Here is a 22,747-nt window from a genome sequence, read left to right as displayed (position 1 = left end):
TTAAGCTTCACTTTTAGATGACTGCTTGTGAAACAGTTCGCGGAATACCGGGTAGATATCCTCCTGGTCGCGAATATGCTGCATGGCGAAATTATCAAAGGTCGCCTGCAGGTGTTCATACTCGCGCCACAGGGTCTGATGCGCCCGGCGGGTAATTTCGATATAGCTGTAATAACGCACCACCGGCAGAATTTTCTTCGCCAGCAGTTCGTGGCACAGCGGGGAGTCATCGGCCCAGTTGTCGCCATCCGACGCCTGGGCGGCGTAGATGTTCCACTGCGCCGGATCATAGCGGGCCTGCACTACTTCATCCATCAGCTTCAGGGCGCTGGAGACAATGGTGCCGCCGGTTTCCTGAGAATAGAAGAATTCGTGCTCATCCACCTCTTTTGCCTGGGTATGGTGGCGGATATAGACCACGTCGACGTTTTTATAAGTCCGGCTGAGGAACAGATACAGCAGGATATAAAAGCGCTTGGCCATGTCTTTGGTGGCCTGGTCCATCGAGCCTGAGACGTCCATCAGACAGAACATCACCGCCTGGCTGGAAGGCTCCGGCCGTTTTTCGTAATTTTTGTAGCGTAAGTCAAAGGTGTCGATAAACGGCACCCGCTCGATTTTAGCCCGCAGTTCGGCAATCTCTTTGCGCAGGCGCTCCTCCTCCAGCAGCTGCACCGGTTCGCTGCGGCTGATGGCTTCCAGATCCTCCTCCAGGGCGCGCAGTTCACGACGCTTGCCGGCGGTCATCGCCGTACGGCGGGCCAGCGAGTTCTGCAGTGAACGTACCACGCTGATGTTGGCTGGCACCCCATTGGAGGTAAAACCCGCGCGATGGGTTTTAAACTCGTTCAGCTGCCGGTGCTGGTTTTTCTTCAGGTTCGGCAGGGCCAGATCTTCAAATAACAGATCCAGGTATTCATCTTTCGAGATCTGGAAGACAAACTCATCCTTTCCTTCACCATCGGCGCTGGCTTGCCCCTGACCGCTACCGCCGCCGCCGCCACCGCCCTGCGGGCGCTCAATGCGGTCGTTTTGCACAAAATGGTCGTTGCCCGGGTGGACGCGGTTGCGCAGGCCGCCGCGACCCTGATGAAACATCGGCTCGTTGATATCGTCCGTCGGGATCGAGACGGATTCTCCGCTCTCAATATCGGTCACCGAGCGCTTGTTGATGGCCTCGGAGATCGACTGTTTAATTTGCGCCTTATAACGGCGCAAAAAGCGCTGGCGGTTGACGGCGCTTTTGTTTTTCCCGTTCAGGCGTCGGTCTATGAACCAGGTCATATGCCCTCCTGTACTGCATTAGCCAACTTTACTTATCATCATTCAGCTGCAGTTGACCCGGCGGCGTGCCGCCGGGTTGGACGCATCAGGACGATTTACGAACCCGCAGGTACCACTCGCACAGCAGGCGAACCTGTTTGCGGGTGTAGCCTTTTTCCATCATGCGGTCGACAAAGTCGTCGTGTTTTTTCTGCTCATCGGTTGAGGTTTTGGCATTAAACGAAATGACCGGCAACAGCTCTTCGGTATTGGAGAACATTTTCTTCTCAATAACCGTGCGCAGTTTCTCATAGCTGGTCCAGTTCGGATTACGTCCGCTGTTGTTGGCTCTGGCGCGCAGCACAAAGTTGACGATTTCGTTACGGAAGTCTTTCGGGTTGCTAATCCCGGCTGGCTTCTCAATTTTCTCCAGCTCGGCATTCAACGATTCACGGTCAAACAGCTGCCCGGTGTCCGGATCGCGGTATTCCTGATCCTGGATCCAGAAGTCAGCGTAGGTGACATAGCGATCGAAAATGTTCTGTCCATACTCGGAGTAGGATTCCAGATAAGCGGTCTGGATCTCTTTGCCGATAAACTCGGCGTATTTCGGGATCAGATAGCCTTTGAGGAATTCCAGATAGCGCTCGGCCTGCTCCTGTGGGAACTGTTCGCGCTCAATCTGCTGCTCCAGCACATAGAACAGATGCACCGGGTTAGCGGCCACCTCGACGTGGTCGAAGTTAAATACCCGAGACAGGATCTTAAAGGCAAAGCGGGTGGAGAGCCCGTTCATCCCTTCATCAACCCCGGCGTAATCGCGATACTCCTGATAGGACTTCGCTTTCGGGTCGGTATCTTTCAGACTTTCGCCGTCATAGACCCGCATCTTCGAGTAGATGCTCGAGTTTTCCGGCTCTTTAAGGCGCGACAGAATCGAAAAGCGCGCCAGCGTTTCCAGGGTGCCCGGGGCGCAGGGCGCATGGGTCAGCTCACTGTTGTTGAGCAGTTTTTCATAGATGCGGATCTCTTCGGAGATACGCAGGCAATAAGGCACCTTGACGATATAGACGCGGTCGAGGAAGGCCTCATTGTTCTTGTTATTACGGAAGGTCACCCATTCCGATTCGTTGGAGTGAGCAAGGATGATCCCGTTAAACGGCAGGGCGGAGATCCCTTCGGTGCCGTTATAGTTACCTTCCTGGGTGGCGGTCAGCAGCGGATGCAGCACCTTAATCGGCGCTTTAAACATCTCGACGAACTCCATAATCCCCTGGTTGGCGCGGCACAGCGCACCGGAGTAGCCGTAGGCGTCCGGGTCGTTCTGCGCATAGTGTTCCAGCTTACGGATATCCACCTTACCGACCAGCGCTGAAATATCCTGGTTGTTTTCATCACCCGGTTCGGTTTTGGCGATGGCAACCTGCTCGAGAATCGATGGCCAGACTTTAACCACGCGGAATTTAGTGATATCGCCGCCAAACTCGTGCAGGCGCTTGGCCGCCCACGGCGACATAATGGTGCCGAGATAGCGGGTCGGGATGCCATACTCTTTCTGGAGGATCTGCGCATCTTCCTGCGGATTGAACAGGCACAGCGGGTGATCGTTGACTGGACTGCGTTCGCCGTTGGCGCTCAGCACATAGATGGGCACGCGCTGCATCAGCGCTTTCAGCCGTTCAGCCAGCGACGATTTACCACCGCCCACCGGCCCCAGCAGATAGAGGATCTGTTTCTTCTCTTCCAGCCCCTGGGCGGCATGCTTGAGGTAGGAAACGATCTGCTCAATGGCGTCTTCCATACCGTAAAACTCTTCAAATGCCGGATAGCGTGCGATAACCCGGTTTGAAAAGAGACGGGATAGCCGCGGCTCGAGAGCCGTATCAACCATGACGGGTTCACCAATGGCCATCAACAGACGTTCTGCCGCATTGGCATAGGCACTGCGATCTTGCCGGCAGATGGTAAGAAACTCCTGCAGTGTGAACTCTTCGTCCTTGGCAGCTTCGTAGCGCTGGCGATAGTGATCGAATATATTCATGGCATGCCGTCCTTTCGTTTTTTAGCACAGGTTGAGAGCCGTTCATATGAATAGTGGGGGCCCCCGGAAGACATAAGCTGAACATCGCTCTCCTGGTATCCAGCAACCCTTATGCCAGGTTGCGGGTGGGGTAGCGTGAATGTGCCCGGCAATTACACCTTCTAAATTTAAGCGTAGATGCATTTAGAAATCTTGCATGGCGCAGAAAATCAATTTCAATGACATATCAATAACTCATCCTGAACATGACGCTTTTTGATTCGTTGGGACGCAAAGTTGTCATCGGGCTGTCACCGGATGGTAAGAGAAGGGTGGCAAAGTGAACGATTTGTGTCATATCGGGTAAAGAATTTGAGGCATGAGACCTACGACGGTACACTGCACGGGCTGATTATTTGACAACGGGAATATGGATTGTGACTAAAATCAAACTTCTGGCACTCGGCGTGCTGATAGCGACGTCCGCCAGCGCGGCGCATGCCGACGGGAAGTTCACTCTTGGGGCTGGCGTAGGGGTCGTTGAGCATCCGTATAAGCAATATGATGCGGATGTCTATCCGGTGCCGGTCATTAGTTATGAGAGCGAAAACTTCTGGTTCCACGGTCTGGGCGGGGGTTACTACCTGTGGAATGACACCAACGATAAACTGTCGATTACGGCCTACTGGTCGCCAATGTACTTCAAGCCGGGCGACAGCGACAGCGAGCAGATGCGTCGACTGGATAAACGTAAATCGACCGTGATGGCCGGTCTTTCTTATGTCCACAACACGCCCTATGGCTTCCTGCGCACGACGATTGCCGGCGATACGCTGGATAACAGCAACGGTATTAACTGGGATCTCGCCTGGCTGTACCGTTACACCAACGGTAACCTGACGCTGACGCCGGGTATTGGCGTGGAGTGGAACAGCGACAATCAGAACGAATACTACTATGGCGTCTCCCGGCACGAGTCGCGCCGCAGCGGCATGCGCAGCTATGACCCGGACAGTAGCTGGAACCCGTATCTGGAACTGTCGGCTAACTATCGCTTCCTTGGTGACTGGAGCGTTTACGGCGTGGCGCGCTACACGCGTCTGTCGGATGAAATTACCGACAGTCCGATGGTGGATAAATCCTGGAGCGGTCTGATCTCCACCGGGATCACCTACACCTTCTGATTGTGCATTCTTACAGTGCGCTTCATGCATCAAAACAGGGCCTTGCGCCCTGTTTTGCTTTATGGTGGTGCATACGGTTAAGGAGGAGAAGATGGTGAAAAAAACAGTACGCTTCGGCGAGCAGGCGGCAGTGCCGGCCATCGGGCTGGGCACCTGGTATATGGGCGAACATGCGGCGCAGCGTCAGCAGGAAGTGGCTGCACTGCGGGCGGGCATCGACCATGGACTGACGGTGATCGATACGGCGGAAATGTACGCCGACGGCGGGGCGGAGGAAGTGGTGGGCCAGGCGATCCGCGGTCTGCGTGACCGGGTAGTGCTGGTCTCCAAAGTCTATCCCTGGCATGCCGGCAAAGCGGCGATGCACCGCGCCTGTGAAAACAGCCTGCGCCGGCTGCAGACCGACTATCTGGACATGTATCTCCTGCACTGGCGCGGGGATATCCCGCTGCAGGAGACGGTTGAGGCGATGGAGAAGCTGGTGGCCGAGGGCAAGATCCGCCGCTGGGGCGTCTCTAATCTGGACACCGAGGATATGCAGGCGCTGTGGCGGACGGCGGATGGCGAGCACTGTGCAACCAACCAGGTGCTCTACCATCTCGCATCGCGGGGCATTGAATACGATCTCCTGCCCTGGTGCCAGCAGCACAGTCTGCCGGTGATGGCCTACTGCCCGCTGGCGCAGGCGGGGCGCTTACGCGATGGACTTTTTCAGCATAGCGATATCATTAATATGGCTAACGCGCGGGGGATTACGGTAGCGCAACTGCTGCTCGCTTGGGTGATTCGTCATCCGGGAGTGCTGGCGATCCCGAAAGCGGCCAGTATTGAGCATGTGGTGCAGAATGCCGCAGCGCTCGACATCGTCCTTAGTGGGGAAGAGCTCGCGCAGCTGGACCGCCTCTATCCGCCGCCGCAGCGAAAAACCCGGCTGGATATGGTTTAACCCATCGTTCACGGCAAAGAAAAGCAAAAGCCCCGTTACCAACGGGGCTTTTGCTATTAGCGTTTTTTCACGTTGATGGTTTGCGCCAGGCGAGAGGGCGTCTCTTCGCTGGCTTTCTGCGGCTGGGTTACGCAGCAGGTTTCGACGCAAACGAAGGTTTTGTAGCCATCGTCCGGCATATCGCCCATGCTGACGGACAGCGCCGGGCCCGGGTTCCAGGCCACCACATTGTGCTGATGATGATGCACCACGTCGATAGTGCGGTTTAGCGCGTCGTCATGGATCACGCTGCAGCTGTCGGCGTTGAGATAGACGCGATCGGTGCGGTCCGGGAAGGTCTGCACGCCGTTGCTCAGAACGCCTTCTTCGGCATTGTTCACTTTATCGATATAGCGCTCGCCAAGACCGCTCACCTTCACCGCCGCGATATCGCCGACGTTGAAATAGCTGTGCAGGGCAGAGGTGGTCTCGAATTCACCGTGGGCTTCCAGCTCGATTTCACAGGTCTTACCCAGCTTAAAGCGGGCATAGAGGGTGAACTCGTGCGGCCAGAGCTTCATGGTTTCAGCGCTGTGCTGGAGCGCAAAGGTCAACATGACGCCGCTGTCGTCTTCGTCATGACCTTCCAGGGTCCATGGCAGATTGCGGGCAAAGCCGTGCGACGGCAGACCTTGCTGCGCAGAAGGACCAAACCAGGGCCAGCAAATCGGCACGCCGCCGCGCAGGGCGACGCCCTGTTTAAACGGGGTGTTGTTGCTCAGCCACAGAACTTCTTCTTCACCGGCGGGTTTCCAGGAGAGCAGGTGCGCCCCCTGCAGCGCCACAGAGGCTTTCACCTGCGGATGGTCGATGACAATCAGCTCCAGGTCGTCCAGCTGGCGACGGGAGATCACGGGAGAAATGGTTTCATTCACCGGGAGAGCAAAAATTTTATTTATCATTGTGCAATCCTATCTCTGCAGACAAAAAAAGAGCGACCGAAGTCGCTCTTACAGATTACTTTTTCATCTCAACTTATTTGGAGATGTGGGCAATCAGATCCAGAACTTTGTTGGAGTAGCCGGTTTCGTTGTCGTACCAGGAAACCAGTTTCACGAAGTTGTCGTTCAGTGCGATACCCGCTTTAGCATCGAACACGGAAGTGCAAACTTCGCCGTTGAAGTCGGTAGAAACAACGTCGTCTTCGGTGTAACCCAGAACGCCTTTCATAGCGCCTTCAGAAGCGGCTTTGATGGCTTTCTTGATTTCTTCGTAGGACGCTGCTTTTTCCAGACGAACGGTCAGGTCAACAACAGATACGTTCGGAGTCGGAACGCGGAACGCCATACCGGTCAGTTTGCCGTTCAGTTCTGGCAGTACTTTACCTACTGCTTTAGCAGCGCCGGTAGAGGACGGGATGATGTTCTGAGCTGCGCCGCGGCCGCCGCGCCAGTCTTTGTGAGACGGGCCATCAACGGTTTTCTGAGTAGCGGTGGTAGCGTGGACGGTGGTCATCAGGCCTTCAACGATACCGAAGTTGTCGTTGATAACTTTAGCCAGCGGCGCCAGGCAGTTGGTGGTGCAGGAAGCGTTGGAAACGATGTCCTGGCCTGCGTAAGCGTCGAAGTTAGCGCCGCGAACGAACATCGGAGTGTTGTCTTTGGACGGGCCAGTCAGAACGACTTTTTTCGCGCCAGCGGTGATGTGTTTACGAGCGGTTTCGTCGGTCAGGAAGATACCGGTTGCTTCAGCAACAACGTCAACACCAACTTCGTCCCACTTCAGGTTAGCCGGGTCACGTTCAGCGGTAACACGGATTTTTTTACCGTTAACGACCAGATGACCGTCTTTCACTTCAACGGTACCGTCGAAACGACCGTGAGTGGAGTCATACTTCAGCATGTAAGCCATGTACTCTGCGTCTAACAGGTCGTTGATTGCAACGATCTCGATGTCAGAACGTTTCTGAGCAGCACGGAAAACAATGCGACCGATACGGCCAAAACCGTTGATACCTACTTTGATAGTCATATATTCCACCAGCTATTTGTTAGTGAATAAAAGGTTGCCTGTAAAATTACAAAAACCTTACGCAGCGTCAAGCGGAATCGTGTCAATCATTGCGACAAATCAATCCTGAGCAGACCTTTGCGCGATTGATTTGCCTCACTTTCCCTTTGAGCCCAATTCCATATGGGGGCTGCGCGCGGAATTTTAAAGGGCATTTAAGATAAAAACGTGATTTAAGTCACAATTATCTGGCTGCCTGTGGGCACCGGATAAGTTTAGAACAAAAGTGTACGCTTCATTGTTAATGTTTTGTTAGAATTGGAGCGAAAGTAGTTCATTGCAAAGCGAGATGTAAGCCCATGGCGAATAAACCCACCCCGGAAGAGCTGAAAAATGGCTTGAGCGAAATGCAGTTTTACGTGACGCAGCATCATGGCACCGAACCGCCTTTCACCGGACGGCTGTTGCACAACAAGAAAAATGGCGTGTACCACTGCCTGGTGTGCGATGCGCCGCTGTTTAACTCCCAGACTAAATACGACTCCGGCTGCGGCTGGCCGAGCTTCTACGAGCCGGTAAGCGCGGAGGCCATTCGCTATCTGACCGACAATTCGCACGGCATGCAGCGCATTGAGATCCGTTGCGGAAACTGTGATGCCCATCTCGGCCACGTGTTTCCGGATGGTCCGCAGCCGACCGGCGAGCGCTATTGTGTCAACTCGGCATCGCTGAGCTTCACCGATGAGCAAAATGGCGAGCAAATCAAGGGTTGAAGAAACGATTCAGCAAATTATTCCAGGCGGAGGTGAGCGGAAGATGGACATTGAGCAAATTATCGACAGTATGACGCCGGAAGTGTATCAGCGTCTGGCGACGGCGGTAGAGCTGGGAAAATGGCCGGATGGCGTCGCGCTGACGCCGGAGCAGAAGGAAAATAGCCTGCAGCTGGTGATGCTCTGGCAGGCCCGGTATAACACCGACGCCCAGCACATGACCATCGACACCAGCGGGCAGATGGTAATGAAGAGCAAACAGCAGCTGAAAGAGGATTTTGGCATCGTGCCGAAGCCGATCGCCACCGTTAAACTGCAATAAACCGCCGGCCGGCGGTGAGACGTTCCGGCGTCGGGTAACCGCGCGCCGGATGGCGTCATGTCGAATGACCGCGTCCGGCGGTCAGCCGCTTCGCTTACTTTTTGTTCATCATCGCTTTCAGATCGGCAAACGGGTTGTAGGTGGCCTCGCCGACGCTCTTTTGCGCATCTTCTCCTGCCACCACCGTGGAGCCATACTGATCGACTTCGGTGTACTTGGAATGTTCGTGATCGTGACAGTACAGGCACAACATCTCCCAGTTGCTGCCATCTTCCGGGTTATTGGAGTGGTCGTGATCGATGTGGTGCACCGTCAGCTCGCGCAGATTGGAGTAGACAAACTCCCGTGAGCAGCGTCCGCACACCCAGGGAAAAAGCTTGAGCGCCTTTTCGCGGTAACCCACTTCCAGACGTGCGTAATTTTTGGGGATATAGGCCATGGCCCCCTGCCTCCTGTCAAACGGTTAAGCTGCGCCAACCCCTGGCGCAGCGGATAACAGGCATCATAACCTATCCCGGGCGGCGCGATATACCTGCATTGCAGGCGATGCTGCCTGCGTCACGCCTCCCGGTGCCGACGATGCGGCGGAACAGCCATGATTAGTGTTTGATCCCCAGCGATTCCGCCAGCTGACGGGCCAGCTGATTCTGGTCATCGGCGCCATATTCCCAGAACATGGCCCCGGCGAGGCCCTTCGCCTTGATATAGTCCGCCTTAATGGCTACCGAGCGCGGGTTCTCATAGGAGAGGGCGAACAGCGGCTTGCCCTCCGCGGACTGCACCGACAGCCACGGAACCTTCGCCTCATCGTCCCAGTGCTCGGTAAAACGCTTTTGCGGATCGTTGAGCAGTTTGCCCACGATATCATTGTATTTCACGTAGGTGTCTTTGCTCAGGTCATAGCCCAGCGAGGCAAACAGCGCGATCTGTTGTGGCCCAAAATAGGGCTGGGTGACCGGATTGTTTTGCGCATCCGCTTTCGTCCAGTCAATCCCCGGCTCGACCGCCCGTTTCGGTACCCGGCCATAAAAACCAATCCCGAGGTTCATCTGGCTGGGTTTAAGCCCGGCGGCCAGGTAATTGTTGACCACAAAATCGGCGCTGTATTTATCCGCTGCGGCGACCGTCGGCCAGTGGCTGGAGTCATACAGATTCGAGTTGAAGTACTGCGTGCCGTAGGCCATGTCGTAGGTCATCAGGTTGATGTAGTTCAGCACCGGGGCCACCGCTTTGACGTCCACCCAGCTTTTCGGGCTCTCGGCATTGGCGCCCACGGCGATAGTCACCAGCTTTTGCTCACCGACTGCCTCACGCAGCGATTTCAGCAGGGCAGTGAAGTTGTCGCGGTCAGCCGGCTGGCTGGCCACCAGTCCCCAGGCGCCGTTGACCGGAAACTCCCAGTCGAGGTCAATGCCGTCCAGACCATATTGCTGGATGATTTTCTGCGCGGAACGAATAAAGACGGCGCGACTTTCTGCGGTCGCCGCCGCGCCGGAGAAACCACGCGCGCCCCAGCCGCCGACCGACAGCAGGACTTTGAGGTCCGGATTCTGTTTACGCAGGGCGGGGAGCTTTTGCAGATCCGCCTGCACCTTCGGCGACAGCCAGATCTCGTGCAGATGAGCAGGATCCTTCAGGGCCGCATTGGTCTCGTCTTTTTCATCGTTATAGATAAGGCCAAACGAGTAGTTGAGATGGGTGATCTGCCGGACGTCCAGCTTATCGATATCACCGCCCGGCCCGGCGGTGACGTCGCCGCCGCCGTTAAAATAGCCGACGGACATCAGCGGTTGGGCAGAGAGCGCGGAAGCGCAAAGCAAGGGCAAAGCTGCCAGCAAGGGCAAACGTTTCATAGTGGTTCCTCTTTGACATAAAAATAACCACGCCACGGAAATGGCGTGGCGAAAAAACAGCCTTGCCAGACTAGCAGCAATAACCTGTTGAAACTGCGAGAGAGTTCAATTTATGGACAATAGCGAGGCGGCAGAAGAAGACCCGGCGCGAGGGCGCCGGGGGGAGGGATCAGGCCTGAGTTTCCCGCCAGTCGTCGAGGGTATAGAGCGTGGCGCCCGCGGCGGCCATCTCCATAAACGCCTGGCTGCTGTCCTGCGGCTGCAGATTTACGCCGCGACAGCCGTCGGTGATGACGTTGACCGCGTAGCCCAGCGCCAGGGCATCCAGCACGGTGAACTTAACGCAGTAATCGGTGGCGAGGCCGAGAACGGTCAGCTCCACGATCCCCTGACCACGCAGCCAGCCGTCCAGTTCGGTTTTCTGCCGGTGACCGTTGTCAAAGAAAGCGCTATAGCTGTCGATGAGCCGGTTTTGCCCTTTGTGAAACACAGCGGCGATCGCCTGCTGCTTGAGCAGCGGATGCAGCGCCGCGCCTTCGCTGTGCTGCACGCAGTGATCCGGCCAGAAAGTTTGCGCCAGGCCGTCCAGCTCGCCCTCGGTGTAGGGTTCCACCTGGTGCTGGCTGGCGAAACTGCCGTGATCCGCCGGATGCCAGTCCTGGCTGGCGACGATGGGCTCGCCGCGCGCCAGGCTCCAGTCGATAAGCGCATTGGCTACCTCGACGGTACTGTCGCCTTCTGGAACCGCCAGCGCGCCGCCGGCGCAAAAGTCGTTCTGCAAATCAACCAGTAACAGCGCTCGATGTGCCATACGTCCTCCTTAAGCCTCGTCGGGGGTGAGTTCGCCACGCAGATTTTGCTGCATCGCCGCGCGAATGGCGTCAACGTCCAGCTGCTGGCTAAGCAGATAGTGTAGCTTGGTCAGCGTCGCTTCCACCGTCATATCGAAACCACTGATGACCCCCGCCTGGGCGAGGGCGTTGCCGGTGGCATAGCCGCCCATGTTCACCTTTCCGGACATGCACTGCGTCAGATTGACCACCACAATACCGCGCTGGCTGGCTTCCGCCAGCACCTGAATAAACTCGCCATTCTGTGGGGCATTGCCGACGCCATAGGAGCGGAGGATCAGCGCTTTCACCGGTTGGCGCAGAAAATTACGCACCACGTCGGCGGAGATGCCGGGGTAAATCGTCACCACGCCAATCGGCTGCGGAGTGATGGGGTGCACGATAAGATCTCCGCTGCCCTGCGGCGCCGGCGGAGTACCGAGACGGCGAATATGGATCCCGGCCTCCAGCAGCGGGGCAAGGTTTGGCGAGGCGAAAGCGTCGAAGCCGTCGGCATGGGCTTTGGTGGTGCGGTTGCCGCGGAACAGTCGATTGTTGAAGAACAGCGCCACTTCGTTAATCGGATAGTTGGCGGCGACGTACAGGGCGTTGAGCAGGTTAATCTGACCATCGGAACGCAGCTCGGCCAGCGGAATTTGTGACCCTGTCACAATGACCGGCTTGCCAAGGTTTTCCAGCATGAACGACAGCGCCGAGGCGGTAAACGCCATGGTGTCGGTTCCGTGGAGGATCACAAAGCCATCATACTCCTCATAATGGCTGCGGATATCGTCGGCGATGTGCTGCCAGTCCTCGGGGGTCATATCGGATGAATCCATCAGCGGATGGTATTCATGGATCGTGAAGTCCGGCATCTCCGGACGATGGAACTCCGGCATCAGCGCCAGCTGACGCTGCAGATGGCCGGAAACGGGTACATAGCCGTGTTCAGAGCGCTGCATACCGATGGTCCCACCGGTGTAGGCAACGTAAATCGATTTTTTTTGCATAGCATCGCTTAGGTTGGTCGTAGACAGGCGCAGTATAAAGAGACGCAGGAAAAAATACAGCGTCGGTCGCGGGCTTTGTGGCAGTGTTGGCAGGAGAGGGAAAAAGGCTGCCCCGGGAGACGGGGCAGCCGCTGCGTATTAACGGATGTTAGCGCAGGTCAGGCAGAAGGCATAGCGATTCTGCGGGTCGTTAAACGCCGCCAGCTTGTCGCTCTCCGCTTTCACCGTCTCGGCCGCCGCGGCGACCGGCGCAGGCAGCCAGGCCTGAATGGCCGCCGGCAGCGAGGCGCGTACCGAGCCGGTCAGGCTATCCAGCATCATCGAGAAGAAGGTCGGCTCTTCCTGATAGTAATTGAGGTGCCAGGTTTTCAGCTTCGCCAGCTCGGCGGCTTTGGCCACCGCGTCGTCGAAGTCGCCGAGGCTGTCGACCAGGCCGTTGGCTTTAGCATCTTCCCCGGTCCAGACGTGGCCCTGGGCGATCTGGTCGATTTTCTCCGGCGTGCTCTTGCGGGCGTTAGCCACCAGGGTGATAAAGCGCTGATAGCCATTCTCAATGCTCAACTGCATCAGCTGCTGCACTTCCGGCGGCAGCGCTTTGGTGCTGGAGACATCCGCCAGCGGCGACGTGGCGACGCCGTCGGTGTGGACGCCAATCGACCCGAGGGTATTTTCCACGGTGTTGATCACCCCAAAGATGCCAATGGAGCCGGTGAGGGTGCTTGGGTTCGCCACGATGTAATCCGCTGGGGTGGAGATCCAGTAGCCGCCGGACGCCGCCATGCCGCCCATCGAGACCACTACCGGTTTACCGGCGGCTTTGGCTGCCGCCAGCTCTTCACGAATGATTTCCGAAGCGGTTACGCTGCCGCCCGGGCTGTTTACGCGCAGAACGATGGCCTTAATTTTCGGATCGAGGCGCGCATCGCGAATTTGCGCTGCGGTGGTGTCGCCGCCGACGTTGCCCGGGGTCTCTTCACCGTCCATGATGGCGCCGTTGGCGAAGATTACCGCGATGGCGGAACCCTGGTCAGACGGCGTCTTCACGTTGTAGTCGTAATAGCTGATCGCCCGGTAATTGTTATCCGCTTTGCTCCAGCCAAACTGTTTGGTCAGCGCCTTTTCCACTTCCGTGGAGGTCGCCAGCTCATCCACCAGCTTATTGTCCAGCGCATATTTCGCCGTATCGCCGCCCACCTTACGCAGGCCATCGATAATGCCCTGGGCGCCCGGGAAGAGCTGCTGGGCGGTGATCTGGCGGTTGGCGGCAATGGTGTTGAGGTAGTTCTGCCACAGTTCGCCAATCCAGCGGCTATCCGCTTCGCGGGCGGCAGGGGACATATCATCGCGGATGAATGGCTCGACGGCGGATTTATAGGTGCCGACGCGGAAGACATGGGTGGAGACCTTCAGTTTATCCAGCAGCGATTTGTAATATAGCCCGTTGGTAGCGAAGCCGTGCAGGTCTACCTCGCCCTGCGGCGAGAGCCAGATTTTGTTGGCGAAGCTCGCCAGGTAGTACTGGCCCTGGCTGTAGCTGCTGCCGACGGCATACACCGGTTTGCCGCTATCGCGGAATTCGCGCAGCGCTTTGCCGATGTACTGCATGGATGGCTGGTCGCCGCCGACGAAGTTTTTCAAATCCAGCACAATACCGGTGATATTGCGGTCATCCTTCGCCTGGCGAATGGTCTGCACGATATCGAACAGGGAGTTCTCCTGCAGACGGTCCGAGCTGGCGCCAAACAGCTGGCGGCCAATCACGCCGAGCTTGCTGCTGGCGGATGGTTTATCCACCACCACGCCGGTAATATCCAGCAACAGCGCGCCGCGCGCGGCATGTTCGCTGGTGGTACTGCTGAACTGGCTCCAGATGCCGATACATACCAGCACCAGCACCAGGAAGATCGCATTGAGGGCCAGTTTGCGAATAAAGTTGAGTATCCGCCACGTCCATTTAAAAAAGCTGGCAATCAGTCGCCAAAGGGTTCGCATGTCTTCTCCCTAACGTTATCTAAAAAGGGCAGGCCGCAGGGGCCGCCGCGTCTGGCTATCCTAAAGAGTGAGCCGTCGGTTGTCAGCAGGAATCACCGACCGCGCTGTAACAAAATCCTTGTGCATGTTAATTTTATGAAAAATGACATCACAGGAGTTATACAGATGGATGCTCTCGATCTACTGCTTAATCGCCGGAGCGCTTCCCGCCTGGCGGAACCTGCCCCGGCGGGCGAACAGCTGGAAAACATTCTGCGCGCCGGGCTGCGCGCCCCGGATCATGGCACCCTGCAGCCGTGGCGCTTCTTTATTATCGCCGATGACGGCCGCGAGCGCTTCAGCCAGTTGCTGGAAAAAGGGGCCAGAGAGGCCGGCCAGGATGAGAAGGGAATTGAGAAAGCCCGCAATGCGCCGTTCCGCGCGCCGCTGATTATTACCGTGGTCGCGCGCTGTGAAGACCACCCTAAGGTGCCGCGCTGGGAGCAGGAGATGTCCGCTGGCTGCGCGGTGATGGCGATGCAGATGGCGGCCCTGGCTCAGGGATTCAACGGTATCTGGCGCAGCGGAGCATTGACCGAGAGTCCGGTGGTGCGGGCCGGCTTCGAGTGCCGCGAACAGGATAAAATTGTCGGCTTCCTCTATCTGGGGACGCCGCAGCTAAAAGCCTCAACCACCATTGCCCTGCCGGATACCGCGCCGTTTGTGACGCGATTCTGAGTCGGTGCTTATTATGCCGGGTGGCGGCTGGCGCCTTACCCGGCCAACGCATCCGGCTCTGATTGTCTGTAGGCCCGCGCAAGCGCAGCGCCGCCGGGCAAGGACAGCGGGCACAGAGCTGATTTTGTGCCGGGTGGCGGCTGCGCCTTACCCGGCCTACGTTCGTACGACCTGTCGTTAATTTATTCACTTTTCTTGCTGAAACTGCCGGTGCTGACGGCCTCAAAATCGCTGAGACGTTCCCGGCAGGCCGGGGCAGCCCGCATGGATGCGGGCTGAGGGCCGTGTTTTGCAGGGACGCTGCCTCGGCCCGACCCGAAGCCTGCAGGGATAAGTCGAAGGGACCGTGCAGCGGCGATTTTGCTGGCCGGAGCCCGGGGGTACAGGGGGCGGCGGCGACTGGCCGCCCCCTGTGCGCTCCCGGCGCCATGAGCGACATAACGCAGACGATTAACCGGGAGCGCAAACTACGCTGAAGCCACAGATAACATAAACAACCACACTGCAGTGCTTCCCCTCACCCTGGCCCTCTCCCGGAGGGAGAGGGAACCGTCCGGCTGGCCGCGCAAGCGCAGCGCCGCCGGGCGATGGCAGCAGGCTCGGAGCCGCATCTATGCCGGGTGGCGGCTCGCGCCTTACCCGGCCTACAACCCCTACCATTCGAATCAATCGCGGTTTTTGTAGCCCGGACAAAGCGCGCCAGGCGCCGCATCCGGGAATGCAACGGCGATGACGTTACTTCTGCCTTTTCGCGAATTCATCTTTGGCTTTCTGCAACTGCTGCTGGAAGGCCGGGTTGGTGTGCAGCGTAGCGACCACCGCGGAGCCGACGATGCGCGCCGCATCGACATCGCTCTGCCAGTGATAGCCGCAGATCACCCGGCTCTCGCCGAGCTCATAGCCGCGCTTCAAAATTTCGTTTTGCCGCTGCGGGTTGATCTCCGCCAGCACCAGGGCGGTGGCCCAGCCGATAGAGGTATGCCCGGACGGGTAAGAGCCGTTTTTCGCCAGCTTGTCCTGTTCGGTGGTGTTGCAGGTGGAGACGCCATAGAACGCAAACGGGCGAATGCGCATGTATTTCTCTTTCGCGCTGCGGGTCGCCAGGTCGCCGGCGTCTTCAATCATATTGGTCAGCAGTTTGTGAAGCTGCGGCGCGTCTTTCTCGGTGATCGGCGAACCAAAGGCGCTGGAGAAGGCGTTGGCTACGCCGCCCGCGCTGAGGTTGGCATCCTCTGCCGCCAGCTTCCCGCGCTCGGTATTGCGCAGCAGACGTCCTTGCTCATACATCGCCTGATCGTTTAAAAATGCGATACTGCCCACCGCCGGCGGTGGTGGCAACAGCGCCAGGCTGTCGATGGCCTGGGCATTGGTCAGATAGTAGAGATCGGGCTTGGTGGTGACATCGTTCCCGGGGGGAACCAGAGCAAAGGCGTTAACGGAGAAGAAACTGGCCAGGCAAAGGGCAAGAACACGCTTTTTCATTAGAATTTCCTTACGTCATAATCATTCCAGAGAAGACAGTCCTGTGCTGTCACATTTCTGTCATCTTTAAGTAAAAGTGAAAATGGTCGGGAAAAAATTGTCGCGTCTCGCAAAAACGGCTTTTTGTCTGCTTAATGAGCAACCATACGCGATTTCAGACTGTCGTACTTACCACCCTGGCGTTTGGGCGCTAACATAGCGGGATTGCAATGACAGGAGATGTCCATGAGCGAGCAAGCCATTCGTTTAACGCAATACAGCCACGGAGCCGGTTGTGGTTGTAAAATTTCCCCGAAAGTGCTGGAAACTATCCTGCATAGCGAGCAGGCGAAGTTTGTCGATCCAAACCTGCTTGTCGGCAACGAAACCAGCGATGATGCCGCCGTTTACGATCTCGGTAATGGCACCTCGATCGTCAGCACCACCGATTTCTTTATGCCGATTGTCGATAACCCGTTCGACTTTGGCCGCATCGCCGCCACCAACGCCATCAGCGATATTTTCGCTATGGGCGGGAAACCGATTATGGCGATTGCCATCCTCGGCTGGCCGATCAACACCCTGGCGCCGGAAATCGCTCGCGAAGTGGTGGAGGGCGGGCGCTTTGCCTGCCAGCAGGCGGGGATCGCGCTGGCGGGCGGCCACTCCATTGACGCCCCGGAGCCGATCTTCGGTCTGGCGGTCACCGGCGTGGTGCCCACCGAGCGCATCAAGAAAAACAGCACCGCCCAGGCGGGTTGCAAACTGTATCTCACCAAACCGCTGGGGATCGGCGTACTGACCACTGCAGAGAAAAAATCGCTGCTCAAGCCAGAGCATCAAGGGTTAGCGACGGAGACCATGTGCCAGATGAACCTCGCCGGCGCCGCGTTTGCCGCCATCGACGGGGTGAAGGCGATGACCGACGTCACCGGCTTTGGCCTGCTCGGCCACCTCAGCGAGGTGTGCCGCGGGGCCGGCGTGCAGGCGCAGCTGCGCTATGCCGATATCCCGAAACTGCCGGGGGTGGAGGACTATATCGCCGCCGGCGCGGTGCCGGGCGGCACCGGGCGCAACTTTGCCAGCTACGGCCATCTCATGGGCGAGATGCCGACGGAGTGGCGGGATCTGCTGTGCGATCCGCAGACCTCCGGCGGTCTGCTGCTGGCGGTGACCCCGGAGGCGGAGGCGGAAGTTCAGGCCGCCGCGGCGGAGTTCGGCATTAAGCTGGCCGCCATCGGCGAGCTGGTGACCGCCCGCGGCGGGCGACCCATGATCGAGATCCGTTGATTCGATGCGGTTGTTTATTGCAGAAAAACCGAGTCTCGGTCGGGCTATCGCCGATGTGTTGCCTAAACCGCACCGCAAAGGCGATGGCTATATTGAGTGCGGCAACGGGCAGGTGGTCACCTGGTGTATCGGCCACCTGCTGGAGCAGGCGCAGCCGGACATCTACGACAGCCGCTATGCCCGGTGGAATCTCAACGATCTGCCGATTGTGCCGGAGAAATGGCAGCTGCAGCCAAAGCCCTCGGTCACCAAACAGCTGAATGTCATCAAGCGCCTGCTCGGCGACGCCGAGGAGGTTATCCACGCCGGCGACCCGGACAGAGAAGGGCAGCTGCTGGTGGACGAAGTACTCGACTACCTGCAGCTGGCGCCGGAGAAGCGTCAGCAGGTGCAGCGCTGTCTGATTAACGATCTCAACCCGCAGGCGGTGGAGCGGGCGATCAACCGTCTGCGCGCCAACAGCGAGTTCGTGCCGCTCTGCGTGTCGGCGCTGGCGCGGGCCCGCGCCGACTGGCTGTACGGCATCAATATGACCCGCGCCTACACCCTGCTGGGGCGCAACGCCGGCTATCAGGGGGTGCTCTCGGTGGGGCGGGTGCAGACCCCGGTACTTGGCCTGGTGGTCCGTCGCGATGAAGAGATTGAAAATTTCGTCGCCAAAGATTTCTTCGACGTGAAGGCGCATATCGTCACGCCGCAGGAGGAGCGTTTTGTCGCCACCTGGGTGCCGAGCGAAGCCTGCGAACCTTACCAGGATGAAGAAGGGCGCCTGCTGCATCGTCCGCTGGCCGAGCATGTGGTTAAGCGCATCGAAGGCCAGCCGGCAATCGTGACCGGCTATAACGATAAGCGCGATTCCGAACCCGCGCCGCTGCCGTTCTCGCTGTCGGCGCTGCAGATTGAGGCGGCCAAACGTTTCGGCTTCAGCGCGCAGAACGTGCTGGATATCTGCCAGAAGCTGTACGAAACCCACAAACTCATCACCTATCCGCGTTCGGACAGCCGCTATCTGCCGGAAGAGCACTTCGCTGGCCGCCATGCGGTGTTGAATGCGATTGCCGTCCATGCGGCGGACCTGCTGCCGCAGCCCGTAGTGGATCCGGAGATCCGCAACCGCTGCTGGGATGATAAAAAGGTCGACGCGCACCATGCGATTATCCCAACCGCCCGCAGCAGCCAGGTGAAGCTCACCGATAACGAAGCGAAGGTGTACACCCTGATCGCCCGCCAGTATCTGATGCAGTTCTGCCCTGACGCAGTGTTCCGCAAATGCCAGATTGATCTTGAGATCGCCAACGGCAAGTTTGTCGCCAAGGCGCGTTTTCTGGCCGAGGCGGGCTGGCGGACGCTGCTTGGCAGCAAAGAGCGCGATGAAGAGAACGACGGCACGCCGCTGCCGGTGGTGGCCAAAGGCGATGAACTGCTGTGCGAGAGGGGCGAGGTGGTGGAGCGTCAGACCCAGCCGCCGCGCCACTTTACCGACGCCACGCTGCTGTCGGCGATGACCGGGATTGCCCGCTTCGTGCAGGATAAAGATCTGAAGAAGATCCTCCGCGCCACCGACGGCCTCGGCACGGAAGCGACCCGCGCAGGGATTATCGAGCTGCTGTTCAAGCGTGGTTTCCTGAGCAAAAAGGGGCGCTATATCCACTCTTCGGAGGCCGGCAGGGCGCTCATTCATTCCCTGCCGGAGATGGCCGGGCGACCGGACATGACCGCCCACTGGGAGTCGGTGTTGACGCAGATCAGCGAGAAACAGTGCCGCTATCAGGACTTTATGCAGCCGCTGGTGGGGACGCTGTATCAACTGATCGATCAGGCGCGCAGCACGCCGGTGCGTCAGTTCCGCGGCCTGGTGGCGCCGGGCGGGGCGAAGAAGTCGTTCAGCAAAGGTAAAGGGAAGCCGAAAGGCAAAAAAGCGGCAGACGATACCGCGCCGCCGCCGCAGTAACCCGCCGGTGGTCGCGAGGATGCGTTACCCCACGGCCACCGCTTCTCCGCCAGTCAGGCCAATGGTCTACACTAAACAGCCGGGAAGAGCCTGGACGCGGGGCCCCTGAGCAGGGGATGCCCGCTGCGCTTTTCCTGATGCCGATGCCCCATTTCTCTCACAGGCGATAAGGAGGACCCGTGAAATATATTGCTATCAGCCAACCGGGCGGCCCGGAGGTATTGCAGATCCGCGAAGGGGAGATCCCCACCATCGGGGAGCATGAGGTGCTCATTGAGGTGAAGGCGGCGGGCGTCAACCGGCCGGATATTCTGCAGCGCCAGGGTCTGTATCCCATGCCTGAGGGCGTCACCCCCGTGCCCGGCCTCGAGGTGGCGGGCGTGGTTGTTAAGGTCGGCGCGCAGGTCACAGCGTTTACGCCCGGCGATCGCGTTTGCGCGCTGACCAACGGCGGCGGCTATGCCGAATACTGCGCCGTGCCGGCAGGCCAGACGTTGCCGATCCCGGCGGGCCTCAGCTTTAGCGAAGCGGCCGCCATTCCGGAAACCTTCTTCACCGTCTGGGCGAACGTCTTCCAGCTGGGTAAGCTGCAGCCTGGCGAAAGCATTCTGGTCCACGGCGGCGCCAGCGGGATTGGCACCACCGCGGTCCTGCTGTGCCACGCGCTGGGGATGACCGTCTATGCCACCGTCGGCCAGGACGAAAAAATTGCTGCGCTACGTCCCTATGCTACGGCGATTAACTACAAAACCGATGATTTTGCCGAGAAAATCGGCCAGCTGACCAACGATGAAGGGGTGGACGTCATTCTGGATATTGTTGGCGGCCCTTACTTTAACCGCAACCTTGGGCTACTGAAAAAGGATGGACGACTGGTCATCATCGGCTTTATGGGCGGGCGAATCGCTCATGAGGTTGATATTCAGACTCTGATGCTCAAGCGAGCCACCGTCACCGGCTCGACCATGCGCGGCCGGACGGCGGCGGAGAAACAGCAGATTGCCGAGGCGCTGCGCCGCCACGTCTGGCCGCTGCTTGAGGCAGGGAAATGCAAGCCGATGATCTACGCCAGCTACCCGATGGCGGAGATTGCCGAGGCCCATGCCTGTCTGGACAGTGGTCAGCATCTGGGGAAAGTTGTGATCACGATGACGTCGTGAGACGCATCCCGGCGGGCTGCCGCCGGGATGGAGTTAGGGGAGGTTAAATCACGCCCTGGGCCAGCATGGCATCTGCAACCTTCACGAAACCGGCGATATTCGCGCCGCGCACGTAGTTGGTCTGCTTCGCTTCGCCGCCGTACTGCACGCAAGCGTGGTGGATATCCAGCATGATGTGATGCAGACGGGCATCCACTTTTTCCGCTTTCCAGCCCATGCGCGCGGCGTTCTGCGCCATCTCCAGACCGGAAGTCGCCACGCCGCCGGCGTTGGCCGCTTTGCCCGGGGCAAACAGCACGCCAGCTTCCAGGAACAAGTCGGTTGCGGCGATGGTGGTCGGCATGTTGGCGCCTTCCGCCACGGCCTTGACGCCATTGGCAATCAGCTGGCGGGCGGCATCGACGTCCAGTTCGTTCTGGGTCGCGCAAGGCAGGGCAATATCCACCGGCACTGACCACGGCTGCTGGCCTTCAAGATAGGTGAGGCCAAATTCGCGGGCGTAATCGGCCACGCGGCCGTGGGCACGCTCTTTAATGTCGATCAGGCGGGCCAGTTTTTCTTTGGTGAAGCCCGCTTCGTCAACGACGGTGCCGTTGGAGTCGGAGGCCGTCACCACCCGCGCGCCAAGCTCCATCGCTTTCTCAATGGCGTATTGCGCGACGTTGCCGGAGCCGGAAACCGCCACGCGAGCGCCTTCGAAGCCGAGGCCGTGACGTTTGAGCATCGCTTCGGTGAAGTAGATCAGGCCGTAACCAGTGGCTTCCGGACGGATCAAGCTGCCGCCAAAGGAGAGTCCTTTACCGGTGAAGACGCAGGCGCTGTTGTTGGAGAGCTTGCGCATCATTCCGGCCATAAAGCCGACTTCGCGACCGCCGACGCCGATATCGCCCGCCGGTACGTCGGTATCCGGGCCAAGGTGGCGATAGAGTTCGGTCATCAGCGCCTGGCAGAAACGCATCACTTCGCCATCGCTCTTGCCTTTAGGATCGAAATCGCTGCCGCCTTTCCCGCCGCCCATCGGCAGAGTGGTCAGGGCGTTTTTGAAGGTCTGCTCGAAGCCAAGGAATTTGAGAATCGACAGGTTAACCGACGGGTGAAAACGCATCCCGCCTTTATACGGGCCGATGGCCGAGTTGAACTGCACGCGCCACGCGCGGTTGACCTGGACCTGATTGCGGTCGTCCACCCACACCACGCGGAACTGGATCACGCGCTCCGGTTCCACCAGACGTTCCAGCAAAGCAAGCTGACGATAGCGCGGATTTTCCTCAAGGAAAGGCCACAGGGTGGTCATCACCTCCCGGACGGCTTGAGCAAATTCGGTTTGATGAGGATCGCGCTGTTGAACGCGGGTGAGAAAGCCTTCCAGAGTGCACGTCTGATCCATAGATATCAGTTCCCCTTATGGTTGTGGTTGCATGTATTTATTATGATTCGGTCCTTGAAAAAACCGATTTTCCGACTATAACACCGCTAATCCTTAGGCAAGCAAGGAAAAATTGAGCCGACAACAAAATTTATAATTGCCCGCTCGTCATAACTAAAAGCGATGACGAGGCGGCGGGCGGATCAGCGGACGGAAAGGGTGGGGCGCTGGGCGATAAAGGCGTGCAGCAGAGGAATATCGGCCGGGGCGAGATCGAGGGCCAGCGCTTCTGTGGGAAGGCACCAGCGCAGCTGAGTGTGATAGTGGGCCAGCGGCGTGCCCTGAAAGTGCGGCACCCACCAGGCGTGCAGATGGATCCGGCGGCCGGAGACCTCCCGCTGATGGCTAGCGATATAGCAAGCCGGGCGGGCGATGATGCCCATCTCCTCCTGCAGTTCGCGGACCAGCGCCTGCGGCTGGCTTTCACCCGGCTCCACTTTGCCGCCGGCGAACTCCCACATCCCCGGCTGGTCGGCGTGGGGCGGACGCTGCGCCAGCAGAATCTGGCCATCCTGTTCAATAATGGCGGCGACAACATCAATCATTTTTAGCATAAGCAT

General features: G+C 58.4%; 20 protein-coding genes. 8 read left to right on the top strand and 12 right to left on the bottom strand.

Features of this window, described 5'->3' with window-relative positions:
• A complete protein-coding gene (locus KB890_RS04375; RefSeq protein ID WP_004152363.1) occupies positions 1 to 1,284 on the bottom strand; it encodes a YeaH/YhbH family protein in 1,284 nt (427 codons plus the stop codon).
• Between the two features lie 85 nt (positions 1,285 to 1,369).
• Positions 1,370 to 3,304, bottom strand: coding sequence for a protein kinase YeaG (gene yeaG, locus KB890_RS04370; protein WP_002901234.1), 1,935 nt, complete (start codon positions 3,302 to 3,304; stop codon positions 1,370 to 1,372).
• A 416-nt stretch (positions 3,305 to 3,720) separates the two neighbouring features.
• Between yeaG and KB890_RS04365 the strand changes: the two genes are divergently transcribed.
• Complete coding sequence (locus tag KB890_RS04365; RefSeq protein WP_002901236.1) at positions 3,721 to 4,467, top strand: MipA/OmpV family protein; 747 nt, start codon at positions 3,721 to 3,723, stop codon at positions 4,465 to 4,467.
• Between the two features lie 91 nt (positions 4,468 to 4,558).
• On the top strand, positions 4,559 to 5,413 hold the full coding sequence (locus KB890_RS04360) for an aldo/keto reductase (RefSeq protein ID WP_004176538.1): 855 nt from the start codon (positions 4,559 to 4,561) through the stop codon (positions 5,411 to 5,413).
• Positions 5,414 to 5,469: 56 nt separating this feature from the next.
• On the opposite strand, the gene KB890_RS04355 is transcribed toward KB890_RS04360, so the two are convergent.
• The gene (locus tag KB890_RS04355; protein WP_004140424.1) at positions 5,470 to 6,354 is read right to left on the bottom strand and encodes a D-hexose-6-phosphate mutarotase; all 885 of its coding nucleotides are present in this window, start codon (positions 6,352 to 6,354) and stop codon (positions 5,470 to 5,472) included.
• A 73-nt stretch (positions 6,355 to 6,427) separates the two neighbouring features.
• The gene (gapA, locus tag KB890_RS04350) at positions 6,428 to 7,423 is read right to left on the bottom strand and encodes a glyceraldehyde-3-phosphate dehydrogenase (protein WP_002901243.1); all 996 of its coding nucleotides are present in this window, start codon (positions 7,421 to 7,423) and stop codon (positions 6,428 to 6,430) included.
• Between the two features lie 338 nt (positions 7,424 to 7,761).
• Here gapA and msrB point away from each other — a divergent pair, with 338 nt between their 5' ends.
• Positions 7,762 to 8,175, top strand: coding sequence for a peptide-methionine (R)-S-oxide reductase MsrB (gene msrB / locus KB890_RS04345; RefSeq protein ID WP_002901246.1), 414 nt, complete (start codon positions 7,762 to 7,764; stop codon positions 8,173 to 8,175).
• Positions 8,176 to 8,218: 43 nt separating this feature from the next.
• A complete protein-coding gene (locus tag KB890_RS04340) occupies positions 8,219 to 8,497 on the top strand; it encodes a YeaC family protein (protein ID WP_002901249.1) in 279 nt (92 codons plus the stop codon).
• A gap of 94 nt (positions 8,498 to 8,591) precedes the next feature.
• Here the strand turns inward: KB890_RS04340 and yajD are convergent, their stop codons facing one another.
• The 5 genes from yajD to sppA all read right to left on the bottom strand — a co-directional run bounded on the left by yajD (position 8,592) and on the right by sppA (position 14,182).
• Positions 8,592 to 8,936, bottom strand: coding sequence for an HNH nuclease YajD (gene yajD, locus KB890_RS04335; protein ID WP_211778012.1), 345 nt, complete (start codon positions 8,934 to 8,936; stop codon positions 8,592 to 8,594).
• Between the two features lie 160 nt (positions 8,937 to 9,096).
• Positions 9,097 to 10,350, bottom strand: coding sequence for a chitinase ChiD (locus KB890_RS04330; protein ID WP_002901255.1), 1,254 nt, complete (start codon positions 10,348 to 10,350; stop codon positions 9,097 to 9,099).
• 169 nt (positions 10,351 to 10,519) lie between these two features.
• On the bottom strand, positions 10,520 to 11,161 hold the full coding sequence (gene pncA / locus KB890_RS04325) for a bifunctional nicotinamidase/pyrazinamidase (RefSeq protein ID WP_004179391.1): 642 nt from the start codon (positions 11,159 to 11,161) through the stop codon (positions 10,520 to 10,522).
• Positions 11,162 to 11,170: 9 nt separating this feature from the next.
• Complete coding sequence (ansA, locus tag KB890_RS04320) at positions 11,171 to 12,190, bottom strand: asparaginase (RefSeq protein WP_002901285.1); 1,020 nt, start codon at positions 12,188 to 12,190, stop codon at positions 11,171 to 11,173.
• A gap of 138 nt (positions 12,191 to 12,328) precedes the next feature.
• A complete protein-coding gene (sppA, locus tag KB890_RS04315; RefSeq protein WP_004179393.1) occupies positions 12,329 to 14,182 on the bottom strand; it encodes a signal peptide peptidase SppA in 1,854 nt (617 codons plus the stop codon).
• 165 nt (positions 14,183 to 14,347) lie between these two features.
• Between sppA and KB890_RS04310 the strand changes: the two genes are divergently transcribed.
• Positions 14,348 to 14,899 carry an NAD(P)H nitroreductase gene (locus KB890_RS04310; protein WP_004176531.1) on the top strand — a complete coding sequence of 184 codons (552 nt, stop codon included), beginning with the start codon at positions 14,348 to 14,350 and terminating at the stop codon, positions 14,897 to 14,899.
• 735 nt (positions 14,900 to 15,634) lie between these two features.
• Here KB890_RS04310 and phoC read toward each other — a convergent pair.
• Complete coding sequence (gene phoC, locus KB890_RS04305; protein WP_002901387.1) at positions 15,635 to 16,381, bottom strand: acid phosphatase PhoC; 747 nt, start codon at positions 16,379 to 16,381, stop codon at positions 15,635 to 15,637.
• 225 nt (positions 16,382 to 16,606) lie between these two features.
• On the opposite strand from phoC, the gene selD reads away from it, so the two are divergent.
• The 3 genes from selD to KB890_RS04290 all read left to right on the top strand — a co-directional run bounded on the left by selD (position 16,607) and on the right by KB890_RS04290 (position 20,761).
• Positions 16,607 to 17,650 (top strand): selenide, water dikinase SelD, encoded by a 1,044-nt coding sequence (gene selD, locus KB890_RS04300; RefSeq protein ID WP_004176528.1) that lies wholly within the window; start codon positions 16,607 to 16,609, stop codon positions 17,648 to 17,650.
• Between the two features lie 4 nt (positions 17,651 to 17,654).
• On the top strand, positions 17,655 to 19,601 hold the full coding sequence (locus KB890_RS04295; protein WP_004148065.1) for a DNA topoisomerase III: 1,947 nt from the start codon (positions 17,655 to 17,657) through the stop codon (positions 19,599 to 19,601).
• A gap of 179 nt (positions 19,602 to 19,780) precedes the next feature.
• On the top strand, positions 19,781 to 20,761 hold the full coding sequence (locus KB890_RS04290; RefSeq protein WP_004179398.1) for an NAD(P)H-quinone oxidoreductase: 981 nt from the start codon (positions 19,781 to 19,783) through the stop codon (positions 20,759 to 20,761).
• A 43-nt stretch (positions 20,762 to 20,804) separates the two neighbouring features.
• On the opposite strand, the gene gdhA is transcribed toward KB890_RS04290, so the two are convergent.
• Together gdhA and KB890_RS04280 are read right to left on the bottom strand one after the other, a co-directional pair.
• Positions 20,805 to 22,148, bottom strand: coding sequence for an NADP-specific glutamate dehydrogenase (gene gdhA, locus KB890_RS04285; RefSeq protein WP_004176526.1), 1,344 nt, complete (start codon positions 22,146 to 22,148; stop codon positions 20,805 to 20,807).
• Positions 22,149 to 22,330: 182 nt separating this feature from the next.
• The gene (locus KB890_RS04280) at positions 22,331 to 22,741 is read right to left on the bottom strand and encodes a pyrimidine (deoxy)nucleoside triphosphate diphosphatase (RefSeq protein ID WP_002901395.1); all 411 of its coding nucleotides are present in this window, start codon (positions 22,739 to 22,741) and stop codon (positions 22,331 to 22,333) included.
• Positions 22,742 to 22,747: the final 6 nt, after the last annotated feature.

The sequence above is a fragment of the Klebsiella sp. P1954 genome, from assembly GCF_018199955.1.
GTDB lineage: Bacteria > Pseudomonadota > Gammaproteobacteria > Enterobacterales > Enterobacteriaceae > Klebsiella > Klebsiella pneumoniae.
The sequence above is the reverse complement of the archived record's forward strand: the minus strand, read 5'-3'. Positions and strand labels throughout refer to the sequence as shown.

Excerpts from the sequence above, each read along its gene's own strand:
- msrB (WP_002901246.1), top strand. The coding sequence starts at position 7,762 with ATGGCGAATAAACCCACCCCGGAAGAGCTGAAAAATGGCTTGAGCGAA.
- yeaG (WP_002901234.1), bottom strand. The coding sequence starts at position 3,304 with ATGAATATATTCGATCACTATCGCCAGCGCTACGAAGCTGCCAAGGAC.
- KB890_RS04310 (WP_004176531.1), top strand. The coding sequence starts at position 14,348 with ATGGATGCTCTCGATCTACTGCTTAATCGCCGGAGCGCTTCCCGCCTG.
- KB890_RS04360 (WP_004176538.1), top strand. The coding sequence starts at position 4,559 with ATGGTGAAAAAAACAGTACGCTTCGGCGAGCAGGCGGCAGTGCCGGCC.
- KB890_RS04355 (WP_004140424.1), bottom strand. The coding sequence starts at position 6,354 with ATGATAAATAAAATTTTTGCTCTCCCGGTGAATGAAACCATTTCTCCC.
- KB890_RS04280 (WP_002901395.1), bottom strand. The coding sequence starts at position 22,741 with ATGCTAAAAATGATTGATGTTGTCGCCGCCATTATTGAACAGGATGGC.
- phoC (WP_002901387.1), bottom strand. The coding sequence starts at position 16,381 with ATGAAAAAGCGTGTTCTTGCCCTTTGCCTGGCCAGTTTCTTCTCCGTT.
- ansA (WP_002901285.1), bottom strand. The coding sequence starts at position 12,190 with ATGCAAAAAAAATCGATTTACGTTGCCTACACCGGTGGGACCATCGGT.
- KB890_RS04375 (WP_004152363.1), bottom strand. The coding sequence starts at position 1,284 with ATGACCTGGTTCATAGACCGACGCCTGAACGGGAAAAACAAAAGCGCC.
- gdhA (WP_004176526.1), bottom strand. The coding sequence starts at position 22,148 with ATGGATCAGACGTGCACTCTGGAAGGCTTTCTCACCCGCGTTCAACAG.
- sppA (WP_004179393.1), bottom strand. The coding sequence starts at position 14,182 with ATGCGAACCCTTTGGCGACTGATTGCCAGCTTTTTTAAATGGACGTGG.
- KB890_RS04340 (WP_002901249.1), top strand. The coding sequence starts at position 8,219 with ATGGACATTGAGCAAATTATCGACAGTATGACGCCGGAAGTGTATCAG.
- KB890_RS04295 (WP_004148065.1), top strand. The coding sequence starts at position 17,655 with ATGCGGTTGTTTATTGCAGAAAAACCGAGTCTCGGTCGGGCTATCGCC.
- pncA (WP_004179391.1), bottom strand. The coding sequence starts at position 11,161 with ATGGCACATCGAGCGCTGTTACTGGTTGATTTGCAGAACGACTTTTGC.
- gapA (WP_002901243.1), bottom strand. The coding sequence starts at position 7,423 with ATGACTATCAAAGTAGGTATCAACGGTTTTGGCCGTATCGGTCGCATT.
- yajD (WP_211778012.1), bottom strand. The coding sequence starts at position 8,936 with ATGGCCTATATCCCCAAAAATTACGCACGTCTGGAAGTGGGTTACCGC.
- selD (WP_004176528.1), top strand. The coding sequence starts at position 16,607 with ATGAGCGAGCAAGCCATTCGTTTAACGCAATACAGCCACGGAGCCGGT.
- KB890_RS04330 (WP_002901255.1), bottom strand. The coding sequence starts at position 10,350 with ATGAAACGTTTGCCCTTGCTGGCAGCTTTGCCCTTGCTTTGCGCTTCC.